The following is a 17966-nucleotide window of genomic DNA, read 5'->3' on the forward strand; positions in this document are numbered from 1 at the left end:
CTCCAGGGCCGCTGCGAGCCCCAGCGGGAGCAAGCTCCCACAGGGACTGGCTGAGCCAGAAAAAGCCCTACCCGCGCTCAACCTTCCTCATAGATGTAATGCAGATAGCTCACCTGCTCTGCCACCGGCAGGCGGTGCAGCTTGGGACAGGATTCACAGAGCACTGGCGGTTGGCCTTCGACCGGCTCATGCAACTGGTAATGCAGGCAGCAATGCCGTCGCAGGGGCAAGCACGGGCAAATCTGCGGCGCCGGTGATTCGACCATGCGTTGCAGGCCTCGCAGCTTCAAGCGGCCGTTGTTCACCGTGACCTGCTCCAGCCACTGGTGCGCCTCGGCGAAGCCGTCCCTGGACAGGTCGGGGTCCATCCTGGCGAAGGCGCCGTCCCAGATGGCGACGAAGTTGCCCCACAAGATCTTCGGAGCCAGGCCACCGGCGGCGGCCAAGGTGCTGAACATCGGCGCCAGGTGCTCGTGGATCAATCGCGACCAGTACTCGGCACGATCATCCGCGCCCAAAGCCGACAGCCCGGTGGCCAGGCCCAGCGCCGCAGGTTGACCGTCGTCGTGCAGCAGCAGCGCGTCCCCGCCCCAGAACTCGACGGCGCTGTGACGCGTCAGCACGCAGGCCAGGGTGGCCGGCAGGGCAATGCTCATGTAATTCATCGACCACTGCGAAACCACCGCGGCGCGGTTCACCCCTGGATAACGCAGGGCAAACCGGCTCAGCAAGGGTTGCAGTACGGCAGGGTCGGCAAGCTGGCTCAACGCGATGGCAGGCTGGTCGCCAGGTGCCTGCCGGATAACCCGCTGTATCGGCGGCCAGGCCTGGTTAAGCCATTCTGGAAATTCGATAACGGGGCTCCCGTGCTTTCCCTAATTAATGCAAACGATTAGCATTGGCTGATCCTATCCTCCCGCCCCTGCAAACTCAACGTCGTTAGCGACCAGGCTTACCAATACCACATGCACACACTTCGCAATTTCTGGCGTCTCGCGCGGCCTTTCTGGGCCTCCGAGGAAAAGTACCCGGCCCTGTTGCTGCTGTTGGCCACCGTGCTGATGACCCTGTGCCTGGTCGGCGTCAATATCCTCACCAATTTCTGGAACCTGCATTTCTATAACGCCTTGCAGGCCCTGGACTACCACGGCTTCCTGGTAGGCAGCCTGCAATTCATCCTGCTGCAGATCGGCATGGCCGCCTTTACCGTAGGCGCATTCCACTTCCAGCAGAAGCTGACCATCCGCTGGCGGCGCTGGGCGACCCGCAACATGCTCGATCAATGGCTGGGCAACCAGCGCTACCAGAAACTGAAGCTGACCGAGACCGACGTCGACAACCCCGATCAGCGGATCGCCGAGGACATCGACCTGTTTATCGTCAAGTCGCTCAAGTTGAGTCTGGGCTTGTTGACGTCGGTGGTGTCGCTGTTTTCCTTCCTGCATATCCTCTGGCAGGCCTCCAGCCTCGTCAGCGTGCCGTTCAACGACCAATCGGTGGTCATTCCGGGGCTGCTGGTGTGGGTCGCCCTGGTGTATGCGCTGGCGGGCACCGGCCTTGCCTTCTGGCTGGGCCGCGCGCTGCCCAGCCTCAATTTCATGCAACAGCGGCGTGAGGCGGATTTTCGTTTCTCGCTCATCCGCCTGCGGGAGAATGCTGATTCTGTGGCGCAATACCGGGGCGAGGTCGTGGAGAACGAACGCTTCAACCATCGCCTGGAGGCGGCGCTGGAGAACTTCTGGGCGCTGGTGAAGAAGCAGAAGCTGATCATGGGCTACTCGACCTTCTACTTGCGCAGCGCGACGGTCATCCCGATGTTCATCATGGCGCCACAGTTCTTTGCCGGCGCCTTTCCCCTCGGTCGCCTGACCCAGATAAGCGCGGCATTCGGTGAAGTGCACGCGGCCATCGCCTACCTGGTGAGCGTGTTCCCGGAACTGTCGGAATGGAAGTCGGTGATCGACCGGCTGGCCGGCTTCCAGGAGCGCCTGGATAACGTCGAGGTCAAGTCCCAGGTCAGGCACGAGCAACAGGCCATCGGTCTCGACATCAAGGACCTGGACATCTGGCTGCCGAACGGCCGACCGTTGTTCAAAGGCTTCAACCTTTCCCTCAAGCCCGGCGACAGCCTGATGATCAGCGCGCCGTCCGGCTACGGCAAATCGACGCTGATCCGCACGATTACCGGGCTTTGGCATCACGCTCGCGGTTCAAGTTGTTATGACCGTGAACGTGCCCTGACACTTTCGCAAAAACCCTATCTGCCGTTGGGCAGCCTGCGCGAGGCGCTTTGGTACCCCAAACTGCCCCGCCGCGAAGAAGATGCGGCACTGCGCCAGATCATGGAACAAGTCGGCCTGCAACACCTGGCCGATCAGTTGGAGCAGGAACGGGACTGGACACAGACTCTCAGCGTCGGCGAACAGCAACGCTGCGCATTCGTCAGGGCCCTGCTGAGCCGCCCTACGGTGCTGTTTCTCGACGAGAGCAGCTCGGCGCTAGATGCGGCAAACGAAGCGCGCTGCTATCAACTGCTCAAGCAAACGCTGCCGGACACGATCCTGATCAGTGTCGGGCACAGCACCTCCCTGGAGCACTTCCATTGGCAAGTCCTTGAGTTGCGGGACGAGGCGCAGTGGGTGCATCGCAAGGTCAGGCAAGCGGTATGAGCCCGCATTCCGCGCCTACGCAATAGCGCATGCAAAGCGCTCCTGTGGCGAGGTGCTCCCGCTGGGGTGCGAAGCGCCCCCCATGAAGCTGATGACAGCTTCCTGATACACCTTCGTGGCCAGCTATGGGGCTGCTGCGCAGCCCAGCGGGAGCAAGCTCCCTCGCCACCGGGTCGAGGTGTGTCCCTTGCTCCGTGGACAGATCTCTGAAAAGCGTAAACGACCTGTGTGGCACAACATCCCTGCTCGCCCATTGGCATGCAGAGTTTGTGGTCTATAGTTCCTGACAGATCCAGAGTTTCGCTCGGGCCATAGGAGCAACCCCCCTCGAGCCGTAACCATGCCCGATGCCCACCAGCCTTCGGTTGTGAATAATGCAGGGAGCACACTATGCCGAACCAGCGGCCTGAGACACTGAGGTTGGCCCCTGGCCCTGCCCATCATGCAGAGATTGATGGCGATACCGAGGCCGGCGTATTTCGGTTTGGCATCGATCAGGCCAAGGAAGCCTACATTCTGTTTCCGATGCTGGCCGCGTTGCTGTTGCTGGCCATCTGGACCGCGACCCTGTACCTGATCAAGGTTGAACATGCCCGCGCGCAGCAGAGCGCCGCGACGGCAAGCCTGGAGATGGGCGCCACCTACGAAGCGCAAATGTTGCGCGCCATTCACGAAATCGATCAAACCCTCAAACTGGTCAAGTACACCTACGAAGCTGAAGGTGAGCCTAATCCCTTGCGCCGTCTCCAGGAACGGGCCTTGTTGCCGCCGGCCTTGGTGTTCGACGTCAGTGTGGTCAGCCCGGACGGCAGGCTCGTGGCAAGCACGCGGGTCAACGAGCGGGAAAATATCGCCGACCCGGATGAGCAGCAAACGCTGCGCCATAGCGACTCACTGTCCATCAGCCACCCGTGGAAAAGCCCTGTCACCGGAGAATGGCGCCTGCGTTTCAGCCGGCGACTCGACGCGAAGGATGGCAGGCTTTCCGGGATCGCCAGGGTCGAGGTCGATGCGGCCTATTTTGTCAGCAGCTACGACGCCTCGAAACTCGGCGACCAGGGTGCGCTCGGGCTCCTTGGCACCGACGGCATCTTCCGCGTACGGCGCACCGGGGAAACGGTACTGGCCGGCGATACGGTCAATTACAGCGCCGTGGTGCCGGATGCCGAAAACACCGAGACCGTGCTCTCGGTCAACGGATGGGACGGGGTGCGACGCTACACCAGTGCCCGCCAGCTCTACGACTTTCCGTTGGCGGTGATTGTGGGCTTGTCCGAGCAAGAGCAACTGGCCGCGGTGAACCAGCAAGCGCGCACCTATCTCTGGCGCGCCGCAGGCGGCAGCCTGGTGCTGGTGTTGTTGGTGAGCCTGCTCGCCCGGATGAGCTGGCAACTGGCGCAGAGCCGTTTGCGCGCCGCCGAAGCCCAGACGCAACTGGCCGCGGCTGCCCGTCAGGCCGGCATGGCCGAAATCGCCACCAACGTCTTGCACAACGTCGGCAATGTGCTCAACAGCGTGAATATCTCCGCCGACCTGGTCACCCGCAAGCTGCGAACCAGCAAGGCCTTGGGGCTCGGCAAAGCGGTGCAAATGATGAACGAGCATGCCGAGGACCTCGGCGACTTCATCTCCCACGACGAAAAAGGCAAGCTGCTGCCCGGCTACCTGAACCAACTGGTAGACGCGCTTGCGATCGAGCAACAGAGCATGGCCGAGGAACTTGGCCAGCTGACTAAAAGCGTTGACCACATCAAGGAAATCGTTTCCGCCCAGCAATCGTATGCGGGCACCTCTACCATTGCCGAAACCGTGCAGATAAGGGAACTGATCGAGGATGCCTTGCGCATGAACGCCGGCATCATCGCGGCGCGCCAGATAACCGTGGTACGAAACTTTGCCGAAACGCCCTTGCTGCTGTTGGACAAACACCGGGTGCTGCTGATCCTGGTCAACTTGATAAAAAACGCCAGCAGGGCGATGGATGACAAGCCGGAGCTTGCTCACCAAATCATCCTTCAAAGTGAAATGCACCAAGGAGACACCCTGGTGATCAAGGTCATCGACAATGGCGAAGGCATCGCGCCCGAGAACCTGACGCGAATCTTTGCCCATGGCTTTACCACGCGCAAGGACGGTCATGGTTTTGGCCTGCACAGCTGCGTCCTGGCGGCCATGGAGATGGGCGGTTCATTGGAAGCCCACAGCGATGGCCCGGGAACAGGGGCGACCTTTACGCTCAAATTGGCGATCTAGGCTACGCTTCGGTGGTTTCACGCAGTTTCAGCCAACGTTACAAGGAACAGACGAATGGCGCTCCATGCAACGAGGTCACGTTGACCCTATGGCGACAAGACCCAATACACTGGCCCTGGCCGTCATGACGCTGTATGCCGGCGGCTCCAGCGCCGATACAGCCGATACGTCGATGTTCTCGTTGAGCAGCTTCGGCACGGTGGGGATCGTTCACTCCAGCGAGAAAAAAGCCGACTTCACGTCCAGTATCTTCAAGCCCAACGGCGCGGGGCATTCGCGCAACTGGAGCGCCGACGTCGACAGCCTGATCGGTGCCCAGCTGACCGCCACATTCACCCCGCAGCTGTCAGCTGTGGTGCAGGTCATTTCCGAGCAGCGCTACGACAACAGTTACCGACCCTTTGTCGAGTGGGCCAACATCAAGTACCAGTTCACGCCGGACTTCAACGCACGCATTGGCCGTACCGTGTTGCCGTCGTTCCTGGTCTCCGACACCCGCAAAGTGGGCTATACCCTGCATTGGGTGCGAGCGCCCATGGAGGTCTACAGCCTGATGCCGATTTCCAGCAGCGACGGTATCGATGGCAGCTACCGGTTTCGAGTCGATGAAATCACCAACACAGTGCACGCCCACTACGGCCAGACCGACAGCCGCGACTCCGACGGGACCGGCAAGGCGCTGACGAGAAATCTCTGGGGGGTCACCAACACCACCGAGCTTGGCGTCCTCACCACACGCATCACCTACATGAAGGCCGACCTGACCCTGGAGCCGTTCAATTCACTCTTCGATACCTTCAGGGCGTTCGGTCCGGAAGGCGTCGCCATCGCCGATCGCTACGATTCCGATGACACCCCCGTCGACTTTATCGGCTTGGGTGCCAGCTACGATCCGGGCAACTGGTTCGTCATGAGTGAATGGGGGCGTCTGGGCAGCCGTTCCGGCCTGGGCAGGACCAGCGCCTGGTACATCAGCGGCGGGTACCGCATCGCAGCGTTCACCCCCTATGTCACCTACGCGCGCTCCAGAACCGAAACAGAAGTCTCCAGCCCGGGCCTGACGCTATCGGCCTTGCCGCCGGCCCTGGCGGGCACGGCCGCCGAACTCAACGGTGCGCTCAACAGCATCCTGGGCTCAAACGAAGGCCAGCAGACCCTTTCCTTGGGTGTGCGCTGGGACTTCACCAAGAACATGGACGCCAAAGTGCAATTCGATCACACACGTTTCAAGGGCAACTCGGTCGGTCCGTTGATCAACCCCCAACCGGACTTCACGTCGGGGGGTTCGCTCAACGTCATCAGCCTGGCTGTTGATTTTGTCTTCTGATGGAGCAGGCCATGTGGGTTGTGAGACTCATCGGATTCGCCATGGCGGGGCTCGCCCTGTGCGCCGCCAGCGCTGCCGTCAAGGCCGAGGTGGTGGTGGTCGTCGCCGCGTCCAGCCCGGTGAAGACGCTCGCGCGCAATCAGGTGGCGGATATATTCCTCGGCAAGACCAGTCGTTTCCCCGACGGAGGACAGGCAACGCCCATTGACCTGACGGAAGATTCGCCGACCCGCGACGAGTTCTACACAACGTTCACAAGCAAGTCCGCCTCCCAGCTCAAGGCGCACTGGTCGAAAATCATCTTTACCGGCAGAGGCCAACCGCCCCAGGCTGTTTCAAGCAGTGCGGAGGTCAAGAAGCGTGTTGCAGAGAACCCCGGCACCATTGGCTATATCGATGCTCAGGAGGTAGACGGCAGCGTCAGGGCACTGCCGCTTGACCCGCAATAAGCGCGGGCCTCAGGTATCGAGATCCGTGCCAGCCGCCTGGGCTTGCAGCAACACCTTGAACTGATCGGCGGGCACCGGTTTGTTGAAGTAGAACCCCTGGAATTCGTCGCAGGCATTGTCGCGCAGGAAATCGGCCTGCGCCTTGGTTTCCACGCCCTGGGCCACCACGGTCAGGCTGAGGGTCCGGCCCATGGCAATAATGGCCTCGGTCAGGGCTTTGTCTTCCGACACGCTGCTGGTATCGCAGATACACGAGCGGTCGATCTTGATGACATCCAGCGGAAACTGTTCGAGGGCAGAGAGCGAAGAATAGCCAATGCCGAAATCATCGATGGCGATGCGGACCTGCAGGCGCTTGAGCCCGGTCAACACGTTCAACGCTCTCTTGACGTCCTGCATGAGCAGGCTCTCGGCGATCTCCAGCTCCAGCAGACGTGCATCCATACCGGTTTCGGCCAATATCTCAGCCAGGTCCGTGAGCAGGTTCTCATCGGCAAACTGCCGTGCCGTGAGATTCACGGCGACCCCCAGGCATGGTAATCCCTGTTGCTGCCAGGCCACGTTTTGCTGGCAGGCGGTCTTGAGCACCCACTTGCCGATCGGCACGATCAAACCGGTCTCTTCCGCTACCGGGATGAATTGCATCGGTGCCACGATACCCAGGTCCGGGTGATTCCAGCGCAGCAGCGCTTCCATGCCGGTAATGCGGCCACTGCCAATATCTCGCTTGGCCTGGTAGTGAAGCTGGAACTCGTGGCGCTCCAGGGCGTGGCGCAAGCTCAGCTCCAGCGTCATCCGTTCCAGTGAGTCCGCGTTCAGCTTCGCGGAGTAGAACTGGAAATTGTTCTTGCCGCACTGCTTGGCCTGGTACATCGCGATATCGGCGTTTTTCTTGAGGGTCTGCTCGTCCAGGCCATCCTGTGGGAAAACGCTGATGCCGACGCTGGCGGTCACCCGGAACTCCTGACCCTGGAGGTTGAAAGGCCGGGCAATGGCCCCAAGGATTTTCTGGGCAGTGGTTGCCACGTCCTTGTCATCGGACAGCTCTGGCAGCAGGATCACGAACTCGTCGCCGCCCAATCGAGCCACCGTATCGCTGCTGCGCAGACACGCCTTGAGTCGCAGCGCCACCTCCTTGAGCAATTGATCGCCGGCATCGTGCCCAAGCGTATCGTTGACTTGTTTGAAGCGGTCGAGGTCAAGGAACAGCACCGCCAGTTGCCGATGATAACGACTTGCCTCACCGATGCTCTGGCTCAACAGCTTGCTGAACAGACTGCGATTGGGCAACGCCGTAAGGCCGTCGTGATAAGCCAGATACTCGACATTTTCGGCGTAGGCAATTTTCGCTTCGCCTGCGCGCAGACGGCTTTGCACCAGTTGCCAGCTCATCCGGGCGAGCAGCCCCGCCAACAACACCAGCAACAGGCTGCCGCCGGCCGTGCGCCAGAGGTAGGTGTGCGCTTGCCGCGTCACTGTGGCCAGTTGTTCTTCTTCGGACAACCCGACGATCACCGCCAGCGGAAAATCGTAGAGCTGACGGGCGCTGGTGTAGCGCCGCACGCCGTCCGTCCCGTTGATCAAGCGTACGGCGTCAGTGTTTTCGGTGTCCGGCACCACGGCGGCGTAATCGACCTCATTGCCGGCCGATATCGCTTCCCCACTACGCCGTGCCCGAAAGACGCCGTCGATGCCCAGCAGGCCGAGCAAGCCCTGATTGCCAAGCTTCGAGGTGTCATAACTGCTGACGAAATAAGCCGCATCGACTTCAACCATGGCGATCCCGGCGAATGCGCCATCCCCCGTGTCGAGCCGCCGGCTGAAACGTAGCTTCCACTCCCCCGTCGCCGGGCTTTTCCACGGGCGGCTGATCGACAGTGCAGTGTCACGCCCCACCGTTTGCAGCTCATCCTTGGCAATCTGGTTTCCGACCTCACTCGATTGGGTACTGGCCACGACCAGCCCCCTGGCATCCACCACGCTGACATCAAATAAATAAGGTGAAGGCAGCAAGGCGCGTGCCTTGAGCTTGGGCAGCGGGTTTGTCTCGCGCTCGGACTCGTAGGTGTACTTGACGAGTTTGAGGGTCTGGTCGATTTCACGCACGGCCCGTAGGATCTGCGCTTCGTAGGTGGCGCCGATTTCCAGGCTCGCCTCGGCGATGCCCCGCTGCGCGCGGGTCTGTTCGACCTTGATCAGGTACAGGGTGCCCGCCCAGATGACCGACAACAGGAGAGCCGCCAACAGCGGGAACAGAATGTAGGCTTCCTTGACCTGATCGAAGCGGCGCCGAAACAGATCGCCCGTCGCATCGGACAAGGGGTTTTCACGAGGGGCAACATCCTGGGCCGACGTCAGTACACTCGCCCGCTGGATCGCCATGGTGTGCTCCCTGCATTGTTCACTGCTGACGGCCTGCGGATATCCGACGCGGCAATGCTGCGAGGCGTCCATGGTTCCTGGCCGCCGGCACTGAAGGATTCCGGACCTGCACAAAACTATAGACCACAAACTGTGCCTGCCAATGCCAATCGGCACACCGACCGTGGCTTTGCACTGGTTGTAATGACGAAGTGCAGTTGACTCCCCTGACTTATTGGTCCAGTTTTTAATACAACAGTGCCCTGCAAGTCTTTCATGCAGGACGCAATGCCCGATAAATCCTGTTCGTTAATCAAGGGCCCCTGCCAGCCTATGAATGATGTACGTAGGACCTACCCTGCCGTTGAACGCCAATGGATGCCCCTGTGCCGTTGATTCCCCTGGTTGTGTGTGACGACTCCAACATGGCGCGCAAACAGGTGTTGCGCGCGCTGCCTGCAGACTGGCCGGTTTCGGTCACCGAGGCGGTCAACGGGTGCCAGGCGATGGACGCCATACGCCAAGGCCTGGGGCAAGTGGTGCTGCTCGACCTGACCATGCCGGAGATGGATGGCTACCAGGTGTTGAGCGCATTGCGCGCAGAGGGCTTGAAGGCGCAAGTCATCGTGATTTCCGGTGACGTCCAGGACGAGGCGGTGCGCCGCGTGCTTGAGCTGGGCGCGCTGGCGTTCCTGAAAAAGCCTTTCGACGAAAACGAACTGCGCCAGACCCTCACCCGGGTGGGGCTACTGACCCGATCCGACCAGGTGCCGTTGCAGAATCGTTCGGCCACGAACACGGCCATCGGTTTTCACGATGTGTTCCGCGAGACGGTCAACGTGGCCATAGGCCGGGCGGCGGCCCTGATCGCCAAGGTATTGGGGGTCTTTGTGCAGTTGCCGGTGCCGAACGTGAACATCCTCGAGGTCGGGGAACTGCATATGGCGCTCAACGACGTCGGCAGCTCCCAGCAACTCACGGCCATCTGCCAAGGTTTCATCGGCAGCGGCATCGCCGGTGAGGCCCTGCTGATATTCCATGACTCGGAAATCGCCGACATCGCGCAATTGATGCAGCGCGAGAGCGCCGATTATTCGGACCTGGAAATGTTGCTGGACCTTTCCAGCGTCTTGATCGGCGCGTGTCTCAGCAGCATTGCCGAACAGATCGATGTGGTGTTTTCCCAGGGCCATCCGCAGATTCTCGGCCAGCACGCGGCCATCGAGGAACTGATCCAGGGCAACCGCAAGCACTGGAAAAAGACCCTGGCAGTGGAAATCAGCTACAGCCTGGAAGGGCACGATATTCGCTTCGATCTGTTGCTGCTGTTCACGGAAGACTCCATCGAACGGTTGACCCACAAACTCGCCTATCTGATGAGCTGAGCCATGAACGATTCCATCGATCTGAACGAGTTTCACTGGTTGCTGGCCATCGTTCAGAGCATCGACGTCGGTGTCGTGGTGCTCGACCGAGAGTACCGTGTGCAGGTCTGGAACACCTTCATGGAGAACCGCTCGGGGGTGCAGCCCAAGGATGCCCACAATCAGCATTTTTTCAGCCTGTTCCCTGAAATCGATCGCCAATGGTTCAGCCGCAAGGTGGAAAGTGTCGCGACCCTGGGCACGCCAGCGTTCACGGTCTGGGAGCAGCGCCCGTACCTGATTCGGTTCAAGAGCTACCAGCCGATCACCGGCCAGGAAGCGTTCATGTACCAGAACACCACGCTGCTGCCGCTGCGCTCGCCTGACAACACCATCAAGCACATCTGCCTGGTGATCTATGACGTCACCGACGTCGCCACCAACCGGCATCAGCTCCAGGCCGCCAACGCGCAGCTGCAGCTACTCTCCAGCACCGATCGGCTGACGGGGCTGTACAACCGCGGTCATTGGGAAAGCAACCTGAAAGCCGCCTATGCCCGGCACCAGCGCTACGGCCATGCGTTGAGCCTGGTGATGCTCGATATCGATCACTTCAAGCGGGTCAACGACACCTACGGCCACCAGGCCGGCGACAAGGTCATCGAGCAAGTCGCCAGGCTGTTGCGCGAACATGCGCGCGACTCCGATGTGGTCGGGCGATATGGCGGTGAAGAGTTTGGCGTGGTGCTTTCGGATACCGACAGCAGCGGCGCACACGCGTTCGCCGAACGCATGCGGCACTCAGTGGAGGCGCTGGAGGTGGTGTACAACGACCAGATCATCCGTTTCACCATCAGCCTGGGCGTGGCCGACCTGAGCCAGCCCTCGAACGACCACGCCGACCTGATCGCCAGGGCGGACCAGGCGCTGTATACGTCGAAGAAGACCGGACGCAATCGGGTGACGGTGCATGAATAGACATCCCACATTTTTTCCGAGTGATCGTGACACTTGATGCCAACCACACCTCCCTGTGGGAGCTCGCTCCCACAGGGAGGTGTACGGCGATCACTTACCCACTAGGGTTGGGGAAGTCGCGCCATATTTACCCAGCAGTTTGAGCGTCACCCCATTTGTCCAGCCGAAGCCGTCCTGCAGTTCATATTCACCGCCTCCCCCGCCGTCACCGCGCCCGGACAGATCGTATTTCTCCACCAGCTTGTTTTCCTTGCGGTAAAGGTCCTCGACCTGCTGCAGGAAGCGGCTGCCAATTTGCTGCGCCAGGGCGGTTTGCCGGTATCGGTCCAGCCCCTCCACCGCGACCCATTGCAACGGTGCCCAGCCATTGGGTTCGTCCCACTGCTGGCCATTACTGACCTGGGTGGTGGCGATGCCGCCGGGGCGCAACAGGCCGTCACGTACCGCATCGGCGGTGCGATTGGCATGCTCGACAGACGCCAGCCCCGTATACAGCGGGAAAAGCGTCGCGGCCGTGAGCTGCTGGCGTGGCTGGTTGCGTTGCCAGTCGTAGTCCACGTAGAAACCTTTGTCGGCATTCCACAAATGCTTCTCGATGGCACGCTGGCGCAGCTCGGCGCGCCGGCCGTAAGCCTGGACACAGGGGATGTTCTGCACCGTCTCGCAAGCTTTGGCGATGGTGTTTTCGAGATGATAAATCAGGCTGTTGAGGTCCACGGGCACGATGGCCGTGGTGCGTATGCTCGCCAGGTTCTGGCCGTCGTCCAACCAGCGCGAGCTGAAGTCCCAACCGCTTTCAGCGCCGGCGCGCAGGTCACGCCAGACCTCTTCCTTGGGCCGGTCCGGCGCTCGCTCGGCGGTGCTGACATCTTGTAACCAGGACTCCTGTCGAGGCGTCGGGCTGGCATCCCAATAGCGGTTGAGCACACTGCCATCGGCGAGTTTGACCACGTGTCGCGCGGCCGAACCGGGCTTGAGTGACTGGGCGCCCGCCATCCAATAGGCATACTCCTTCTGCAACTGCGGCAGGTATCGTCCATAGGCCTGGTCACCTTCGATACGCGCCTGCAACTCCACCATGTAAGCGAAGAATGGAGGCTGCGACCGGCTCAAGTAGTAGCTGCGATTGCCGTTGGGAATGTGGCCGTAGGTGTCGATCATGTAGGCAAAGTTGTCGGTCATCTGCCGGACCTGGGCCTCATCACCGCTCTGCTCAAGTCCCAACATAGTGAAATACGAATCCCAGTAATACATCTCGCGAAAGCGTCCGCCGGGCACTACATAGGGCTGCGGCAAGGGCAACAAACTGCTGTAGGCCGGCACCTGGCGGTAGGATCGACTCAGTACCGGCCAAAGACTGTCGATATGTTCCTTGATCGGAGCGCCGGGCTTGGGAGCCGGGCTTTCGACTTCGCCGGATTCGATGAAATTGTCTTTCACGAAAGCCTTGATATCGAAGCCATTACGGTTGCGTCGGTCCAGGTAATCGGCGCGGATCTGCGCCGGATCACGGTTGGGCAGTGCGTCCACGAAATGCTTCTGGTCCGTGAACACCTGCTCGCGTTGCACCGCTTCAAAGAGTTCGGGGTAGGTTTGGTCGGGAGGGAGATTGGCCCGTCCTTGAGCGTCTGCATAGCTCCATGTCGCAGGCGGCTGGCTTGAACACGCGACGCACAGCAGCGCGGCAAAGGAAAGGCTGGTGAAGTACAGAGGTCGCATCGGCTGCTCCATCATCTTGTCGTTCCTGACAAACGAGTGACATGACCGGATAGACCTGGGTTCAGTAAAAAATATTCGATAGCCTCACTCGTATTGACTCAACTCATTCCATTGTCCGTTGAAGACACTGCCATCCTGCACCGAGGCCAAGGGAATACCGACCACATAGTTGATGTGGATGGCCTGGATGATTTCTTTCGTTGTCGCGCCGTTGCCCTGCGCCGCATCGAACATCGGATTGGCAACATTCGCCGAATCCACCCGCAATATCGCCAGGTTCTCGTACTGACCACTGACGATATGCTTGGCGTAAGTGCTGTACTGACTCTTGAGATGCTTCTCAGGGAACAGGTATACGCGGTGACGGGTGACTTCCTGTTCGTCGTCGGCCACCAGCTCCTCATAGGCATAGGCCAGTTCGCTGAGAAAATGCTGGTGGTGAAACGACAGATCCAGCCTATCGATCTCTTGGACTGCTTTGCCGTAAAAGGAATTCTTCGCCCTATGGGCCTTGGCCTGTCGCTCGTCGAACAAGTCCTCGTCCAACGGTGCCGAGACGCTGCGCAGCTTCTCGACGTACCTTGCCAGAATCTCTTTGAGGTCCGCGTCGGCCGCAACAACGCCTTTTTTTGCGGGAATGGGCGGATAGACACCGACCTGCTCGACATAGGGAATATCGTCTACGACGGCAAAATCCTTGTTGGAAAAAGCGATCTGCACCCTCGCCGTTGCCGCTCGCTCATTGAAAAGGATCGTGCGCGGTGAATAACCTGCCACCGCCAGGTCCTTGAGGAGCATCTTGAAGCGTGCAAGGCGATTGTGTTCGCGCATCTCAATCCGGTTCTTTTGAGTTGCACCGAATGCCTGGGCCGCGGATGCCTTTCGTTTGGCGGCGGGGGCCAGCCCGGCGGCGCTGATATTCGCCAGGTTAGCCTTGTTCGTCACATGGTAAAGAAATGACATGGCGCCTCCTTGGCTGTGCGGTGGACACGAAAATCACGTTGCCTCTACGAACCAGGCCCAGCACCCGAGCGCTGGCTGGGTGAATCAATCGGCCCCGGGGCCGGCAGGTTGATCCTAAGTACAGTAGCCCCAGTCCTTCCAAAAGCAACCCGTCGGTTGTAGATCCAGCAAAGGCGACCCGCATTTCGGTCATGACAGGCCCAAGCAGCCGTCCACCCTGTCGGTCACTGAAATGCACTCAATGCATTCGTGGGGAAATCGGGTCAGCGTTACAAGCCATATTGGTCAGTCCAATCTTGTTTTTTAATAATTGGTCTTGCCAATATTTTTCTTGGCGTGTAGTTTCGAACCCAGATCATCGGTGCAGGTCACTGCCCGCCTACAACAAAAAAGAGCCTCGGTCCCGGCAGCCGCGCGCTCACACCCTCCTCCCGAGCGCAGGTAAGCCAATGCTTGCGCGCCAGCCAAGGAGCATCGACATGCTGACTGTCATCTGCAACGAACCCGGCTCGCTAACCGCCATCGAACGTGAAAAACCCTCCAGGAAACCGGGGGAGATCCTCATCCGGGTCAAGCGCGTCGGGGTCTGCGGCACCGACCTGCACATCTTCACCGGCAATCAGCCGTACCTCGAATATCCGCGCGTCATGGGCCACGAGTTCTCCGGGGTTGTCGACGAGACGGACAGCGCCAGCGACCTCGCCATCGGTGATGTTGTCTATGTGATGCCCTACCTTTCCTGCGGGACATGTATCGCCTGCCGCCAGGGCAAGACCAACTGCTGCACCCGCATTCAAGTACTGGGAGTTCATTGCGATGGAGCGTTCACTGAGTACCTGAGCGTTCCCCACGAATTCGTGCACAAGGCTGTGGGTGTTTCCCTTGATCAGGCGGCGATGATCGAGTTTCTGTCGATCGGCGCGCACGCTGTGCGACGCTCAAATGTCCAGGCGGATAAACGCGCGCTAGTGGTCGGCACCGGCCCGATCGGCATGGCCGCGGCAATCTTCGCCAGCCTGCGTGGGGCGCAAGTCACCGTTCTGGATACCCGTGAGGATCGTCTTGCGTTCTGCAAGCAACACTTGGCTATCCACGCCGCAGTGCACATCGGCGAAGGCGACAAGCAGACCCTGGCTGAACTGACGGGGGGTGATTTTTTCGACGTCGTGTTCGATGCCACCGGTAACGCACGGGCCATGGAACGCGGGTTCGAGTTCATCGCCCACGGCGGTACCTATGTGATGATTTCGGTGGTGCGGGATTCCATCACCTTCTCCGACCCTGAATTCCACAAGCGTGAAGCCACGCTGATGGGCAGCCGCAACGCCACCCAGGAAGACTTCCGACACGTCGAGCGATGCCTGCGCGACGGATTGATTCCGGATGCGGCCCTGAACACCCACCGACTGACGCTGGGCGACGTGGCCGATTCGTTCTCCACATTGCTCGACCCCAGCCAGGGCGTCGTCAAAGCCATCATCGAGTGCTAGGAATCGGAGAACGCCGCATGAACCCGCCTTCTTCTTTACTGGTGCTGGCACCGGGTGATGATGTCGCAGTGGCCCGGGGCGATCTCGCCGAAGGTCAGCACGTGAGTGCCGACGGCATCACCCTGACCGCCCGGCAGCCGGTTCCGTCCGGTCACAAGATCGCCTTGCGCTCGGTGTTGGCCGGCCAACGGGTGCTCAAGTACGGCCAGACCATTGGCCAGGCAACGCGGGACATCGAGCCCGGCGACTACGTCCACGTGCACAACCTGGACATGCCCGCCACCAATGCCGAACACCGCGTACGGAACATCTATGTGCCCACTTCGTTGAGCAATGATCCCGCTACGTTCGAAGGTTACGTTCGTGAGGATGGGCGCGTCGGTACCCGCAACTACATCGGTGTCATTTCCAGCGTCAACTGCTCGGCAACCGTCTGCAAACACATCGCCAACGCCTTTTCCCTGGAACGCCTGAAAGACTTTCCCAACGTCGATGGCGTCGTGGCGATCACCCACGGCAGCGGTTGTGGCATGGGCGCCAAGGGTGAAGGCATCGACATTCTCAAACGCACCTTGCGTGGCTATGCCGATCACGCCAACTTCGCCGGCGTGCTCTTGATCGGCCTGGGGTGCGAAGTCAACCAACTGACCCCGTTGATGAATGAACTGGGGGATCGCCGCGCTGTGCTGAAGGCCAGCCTGATCATTCAGGAGGAAGGCGGTACTCGCGAAGCCGTGCGCCGTGGCATCGCCCATATTGAAGCGATGTTGCCTGTCATCAACCAATACCAACGGTCGACCGTTGCCGCCGGCCACTTATGCGTTGGTTTGCAATGCGGCGGCTCGGATGGGTACTCGGGCATCACGGCCAATCCGGCACTCGGCGCGGCCGTGGACCTGTTGGTGCAGCATGGCGGCACCGCGATTCTTTCGGAAACGCCGGAAATCTATGGGGCCGAACATTTGCTGACGGCTCGCGCAGCGTCTGCCGAAATCGCCGAAAAATTGATGGAGCGGATCCGCTGGTGGGAAGCTTACGTGCGCCACAACGACGGCGATATGAACAACAACCCTTCGCCGGGCAACAAGGCAGGGGGCATCACCACCATTCTGGAGAAGTCCCTGGGCGCCGTAGCGAAAGCCGGTGCGACCGGGCTGATGGACGTTTACCAATACGCTGAAACGGTCGATGCCCGAGGCCTCGTGTTCATGGACACGCCCGGCTATGACCCGGTGTCCGCGACCGGCCAAGTGGCCGGGGGCGCGAATCTGATCTGCTTCACCACGGGCCGCGGCTCGACCTACGGTTGCAAACCCACGCCCTCCTTGAAGATCGCCACCCATACTCGCCTGTTCCAACGCATGGAACTGGATATGGATTTCAACGCCGGGGGCATTGTCGATGGGCAGGAGTCGGTGGCGCAGGCGGGTGAGCGGTTGTTCCGACTGATGCTGGAGACGGCGTCCGGACACCGCACCCGCAGTGAGGAAAACGGCTTGGGTGATAACGAGTTCCTGCCTTGGCAGATCGGTGCGGTGATGTGAATGGCAGAGTCATTGCTCCCACATAAATGAACACCATCAAGCGCCTATGGTAGCCTTTGCGGACTCTCCGATGGACGCCACCCCATGGTCTCACCGATCAACACCGCCGAGCGAAAGCCGTACCAGAAAATCGCCGATCAACTGCGCAGCTACATCGCCCAGGGAGATTTCAAGGCAGGCTCCAGGCTTCCCCCCGAGCGGGACTTGACCCAACTGTTGGGGGTTTCCAGGCCGTCGCTTCGCGAGGCGCTGATTGCCTTGGAAATAGACGGTGACATCGAGATCAAGATGGGCTCCGGCGTGTACGTGCGCGCCAAGCCCAAGGACGGAAAAAACCCGAGCATGACCTTGGGCGAGAGCCCGTCGGAACTGATGCAGGCTCGCGCCTTGATCGAAGGTGAGTCGGTGATCCTGGCGTGCTTGCACGGCAAGAAAAGCGACTACCGCTATCTGCAGGAATGTATCGATGCCATGCGCGCAAGCATTGCCAATGGCCTGCCTCCGCTGGAGGATGATCGTCGATTCCATCAGCGCCTGGCCAAGATGAGCGGCAACTCCGCCCTGGTCCGGATCATCACTGCGCTCTTTGATGAACGACACAACCCGATTTCGGCCCACCTGAGCAAACACTCGGAAAATGCCCTGACGTGGGAAGCTGCGGTCGTCGAGCATGAGGCGATCCTGCACGCCGTAGCCAGCAAGGATGTGCTCGGCGCCCAAACCTCGATGCGCCAGCATCTGAGCCGTTCGGAGAACCGTTGGCTGCAAGCGCTGGAACCGGAGGGGGCTTGATCGTTCCCACGCTCTGCGTCACTAGCGTCCGGTAAAAACTGAAGGGGGAGCTTTTTT

General features: G+C 60.4%; 13 protein-coding genes. 9 read left to right on the forward strand and 4 right to left on the reverse strand.

What is annotated here, in order from left to right:
• Positions 1–77: 77 nt before the first annotated feature.
• Positions 78–767: a siderophore-iron reductase FhuF gene (gene fhuF, locus V7773_RS29295; protein WP_336076374.1), complete on the reverse strand. Its 690-nt coding sequence runs from the start codon at positions 765–767 to the stop codon at positions 78–80.
• A 198-nt stretch (positions 768–965) separates the two neighbouring features.
• On the opposite strand from fhuF, the gene V7773_RS29300 reads away from it, so the two are divergent.
• From V7773_RS29300 to V7773_RS29315, 4 genes are all read left to right on the forward strand, one after another.
• Complete coding sequence (locus V7773_RS29300; protein ID WP_336076375.1) at positions 966–2669, forward strand: ABC transporter ATP-binding protein/permease; 1704 nt, start codon at positions 966–968, stop codon at positions 2667–2669.
• Positions 2670–3059: 390 nt separating this feature from the next.
• Complete coding sequence (locus V7773_RS29305; protein WP_336076376.1) at positions 3060–4922, forward strand: ATP-binding protein; 1863 nt, start codon at positions 3060–3062, stop codon at positions 4920–4922.
• Positions 4923–5010: 88 nt separating this feature from the next.
• On the forward strand, positions 5011–6249 hold the full coding sequence (locus V7773_RS29310) for a porin (RefSeq protein WP_336076377.1): 1239 nt from the start codon (positions 5011–5013) through the stop codon (positions 6247–6249).
• An 11-nt stretch (positions 6250–6260) separates the two neighbouring features.
• Positions 6261–6698 carry a substrate-binding domain-containing protein gene (locus V7773_RS29315; RefSeq protein WP_063321661.1) on the forward strand — a complete coding sequence of 146 codons (438 nt, stop codon included), beginning with the start codon at positions 6261–6263 and terminating at the stop codon, positions 6696–6698.
• Between the two features lie 9 nt (positions 6699–6707).
• Here the strand turns inward: V7773_RS29315 and V7773_RS29320 are convergent, their stop codons facing one another.
• Complete coding sequence (locus tag V7773_RS29320; RefSeq protein WP_092142047.1) at positions 6708–9080, reverse strand: putative bifunctional diguanylate cyclase/phosphodiesterase; 2373 nt, start codon at positions 9078–9080, stop codon at positions 6708–6710.
• 353 nt (positions 9081–9433) lie between these two features.
• Between V7773_RS29320 and V7773_RS29325 the strand changes: the two genes are divergently transcribed.
• Both V7773_RS29325 and V7773_RS29330 read left to right on the forward strand, forming a co-directional pair.
• Positions 9434–10444: a response regulator gene (locus tag V7773_RS29325; protein ID WP_336076378.1), complete on the forward strand. Its 1011-nt coding sequence runs from the start codon at positions 9434–9436 to the stop codon at positions 10442–10444.
• A gap of 3 nt (positions 10445–10447) precedes the next feature.
• Entirely contained in the window at positions 10448–11401 is a 954-nt protein-coding gene (locus tag V7773_RS29330) for a GGDEF domain-containing protein (protein WP_336076379.1), read from the forward strand.
• Positions 11402–11491: 90 nt separating this feature from the next.
• Here the strand turns inward: V7773_RS29330 and treA are convergent, their stop codons facing one another.
• Together treA and V7773_RS29340 are read right to left on the reverse strand one after the other, a co-directional pair.
• On the reverse strand, positions 11492–13120 hold the full coding sequence (gene treA, locus V7773_RS29335) for an alpha,alpha-trehalase TreA (protein WP_336076380.1): 1629 nt from the start codon (positions 13118–13120) through the stop codon (positions 11492–11494).
• Positions 13121–13204: 84 nt separating this feature from the next.
• A complete protein-coding gene (locus V7773_RS29340) occupies positions 13205–14083 on the reverse strand; it encodes a hypothetical protein (protein ID WP_336076381.1) in 879 nt (292 codons plus the stop codon).
• 479 nt (positions 14084–14562) lie between these two features.
• Between V7773_RS29340 and V7773_RS29345 the strand changes: the two genes are divergently transcribed.
• The 3 genes from V7773_RS29345 to V7773_RS29355 all read left to right on the forward strand — a co-directional run bounded on the left by V7773_RS29345 (position 14563) and on the right by V7773_RS29355 (position 17909).
• Positions 14563–15573, forward strand: coding sequence for a zinc-binding alcohol dehydrogenase family protein (locus tag V7773_RS29345; protein WP_336076382.1), 1011 nt, complete (start codon positions 14563–14565; stop codon positions 15571–15573).
• A 17-nt stretch (positions 15574–15590) separates the two neighbouring features.
• Positions 15591–17117 (forward strand): UxaA family hydrolase, encoded by a 1527-nt coding sequence (locus V7773_RS29350; RefSeq protein ID WP_336076383.1) that lies wholly within the window; start codon positions 15591–15593, stop codon positions 17115–17117.
• 84 nt (positions 17118–17201) lie between these two features.
• A complete protein-coding gene (locus V7773_RS29355; RefSeq protein WP_336076384.1) occupies positions 17202–17909 on the forward strand; it encodes a FadR/GntR family transcriptional regulator in 708 nt (235 codons plus the stop codon).
• Positions 17910–17966 lie beyond the last annotated feature (57 nt).

Source organism: Pseudomonas sp. 3JA (assembly GCF_036961705.1).
Classification (GTDB): Bacteria; Pseudomonadota; Gammaproteobacteria; order Pseudomonadales; family Pseudomonadaceae; genus Aquipseudomonas; species Aquipseudomonas fluorescens_Q.

Excerpts from the sequence above, each read along its gene's own strand:
- V7773_RS29300 (WP_336076375.1), top strand. The coding sequence starts at position 966 with ATGCACACACTTCGCAATTTCTGGCGTCTCGCGCGGCCTTTCTGGGCC.
- V7773_RS29305 (WP_336076376.1), top strand. The coding sequence starts at position 3,060 with ATGCCGAACCAGCGGCCTGAGACACTGAGGTTGGCCCCTGGCCCTGCC.
- V7773_RS29310 (WP_336076377.1), top strand. The coding sequence starts at position 5,011 with ATGGCGACAAGACCCAATACACTGGCCCTGGCCGTCATGACGCTGTAT.
- V7773_RS29315 (WP_063321661.1), top strand. The coding sequence starts at position 6,261 with ATGTGGGTTGTGAGACTCATCGGATTCGCCATGGCGGGGCTCGCCCTG.
- V7773_RS29320 (WP_092142047.1), bottom strand. The coding sequence starts at position 9,080 with ATGGCGATCCAGCGGGCGAGTGTACTGACGTCGGCCCAGGATGTTGCC.
- V7773_RS29325 (WP_336076378.1), top strand. The coding sequence starts at position 9,434 with ATGGATGCCCCTGTGCCGTTGATTCCCCTGGTTGTGTGTGACGACTCC.
- V7773_RS29330 (WP_336076379.1), top strand. The coding sequence starts at position 10,448 with ATGAACGATTCCATCGATCTGAACGAGTTTCACTGGTTGCTGGCCATC.
- treA (WP_336076380.1), bottom strand. The coding sequence starts at position 13,120 with ATGCGACCTCTGTACTTCACCAGCCTTTCCTTTGCCGCGCTGCTGTGC.
- V7773_RS29340 (WP_336076381.1), bottom strand. The coding sequence starts at position 14,083 with ATGTCATTTCTTTACCATGTGACGAACAAGGCTAACCTGGCGAATATC.
- V7773_RS29345 (WP_336076382.1), top strand. The coding sequence starts at position 14,563 with ATGCTGACTGTCATCTGCAACGAACCCGGCTCGCTAACCGCCATCGAA.
- V7773_RS29350 (WP_336076383.1), top strand. The coding sequence starts at position 15,591 with ATGAACCCGCCTTCTTCTTTACTGGTGCTGGCACCGGGTGATGATGTC.
- V7773_RS29355 (WP_336076384.1), top strand. The coding sequence starts at position 17,202 with ATGGTCTCACCGATCAACACCGCCGAGCGAAAGCCGTACCAGAAAATC.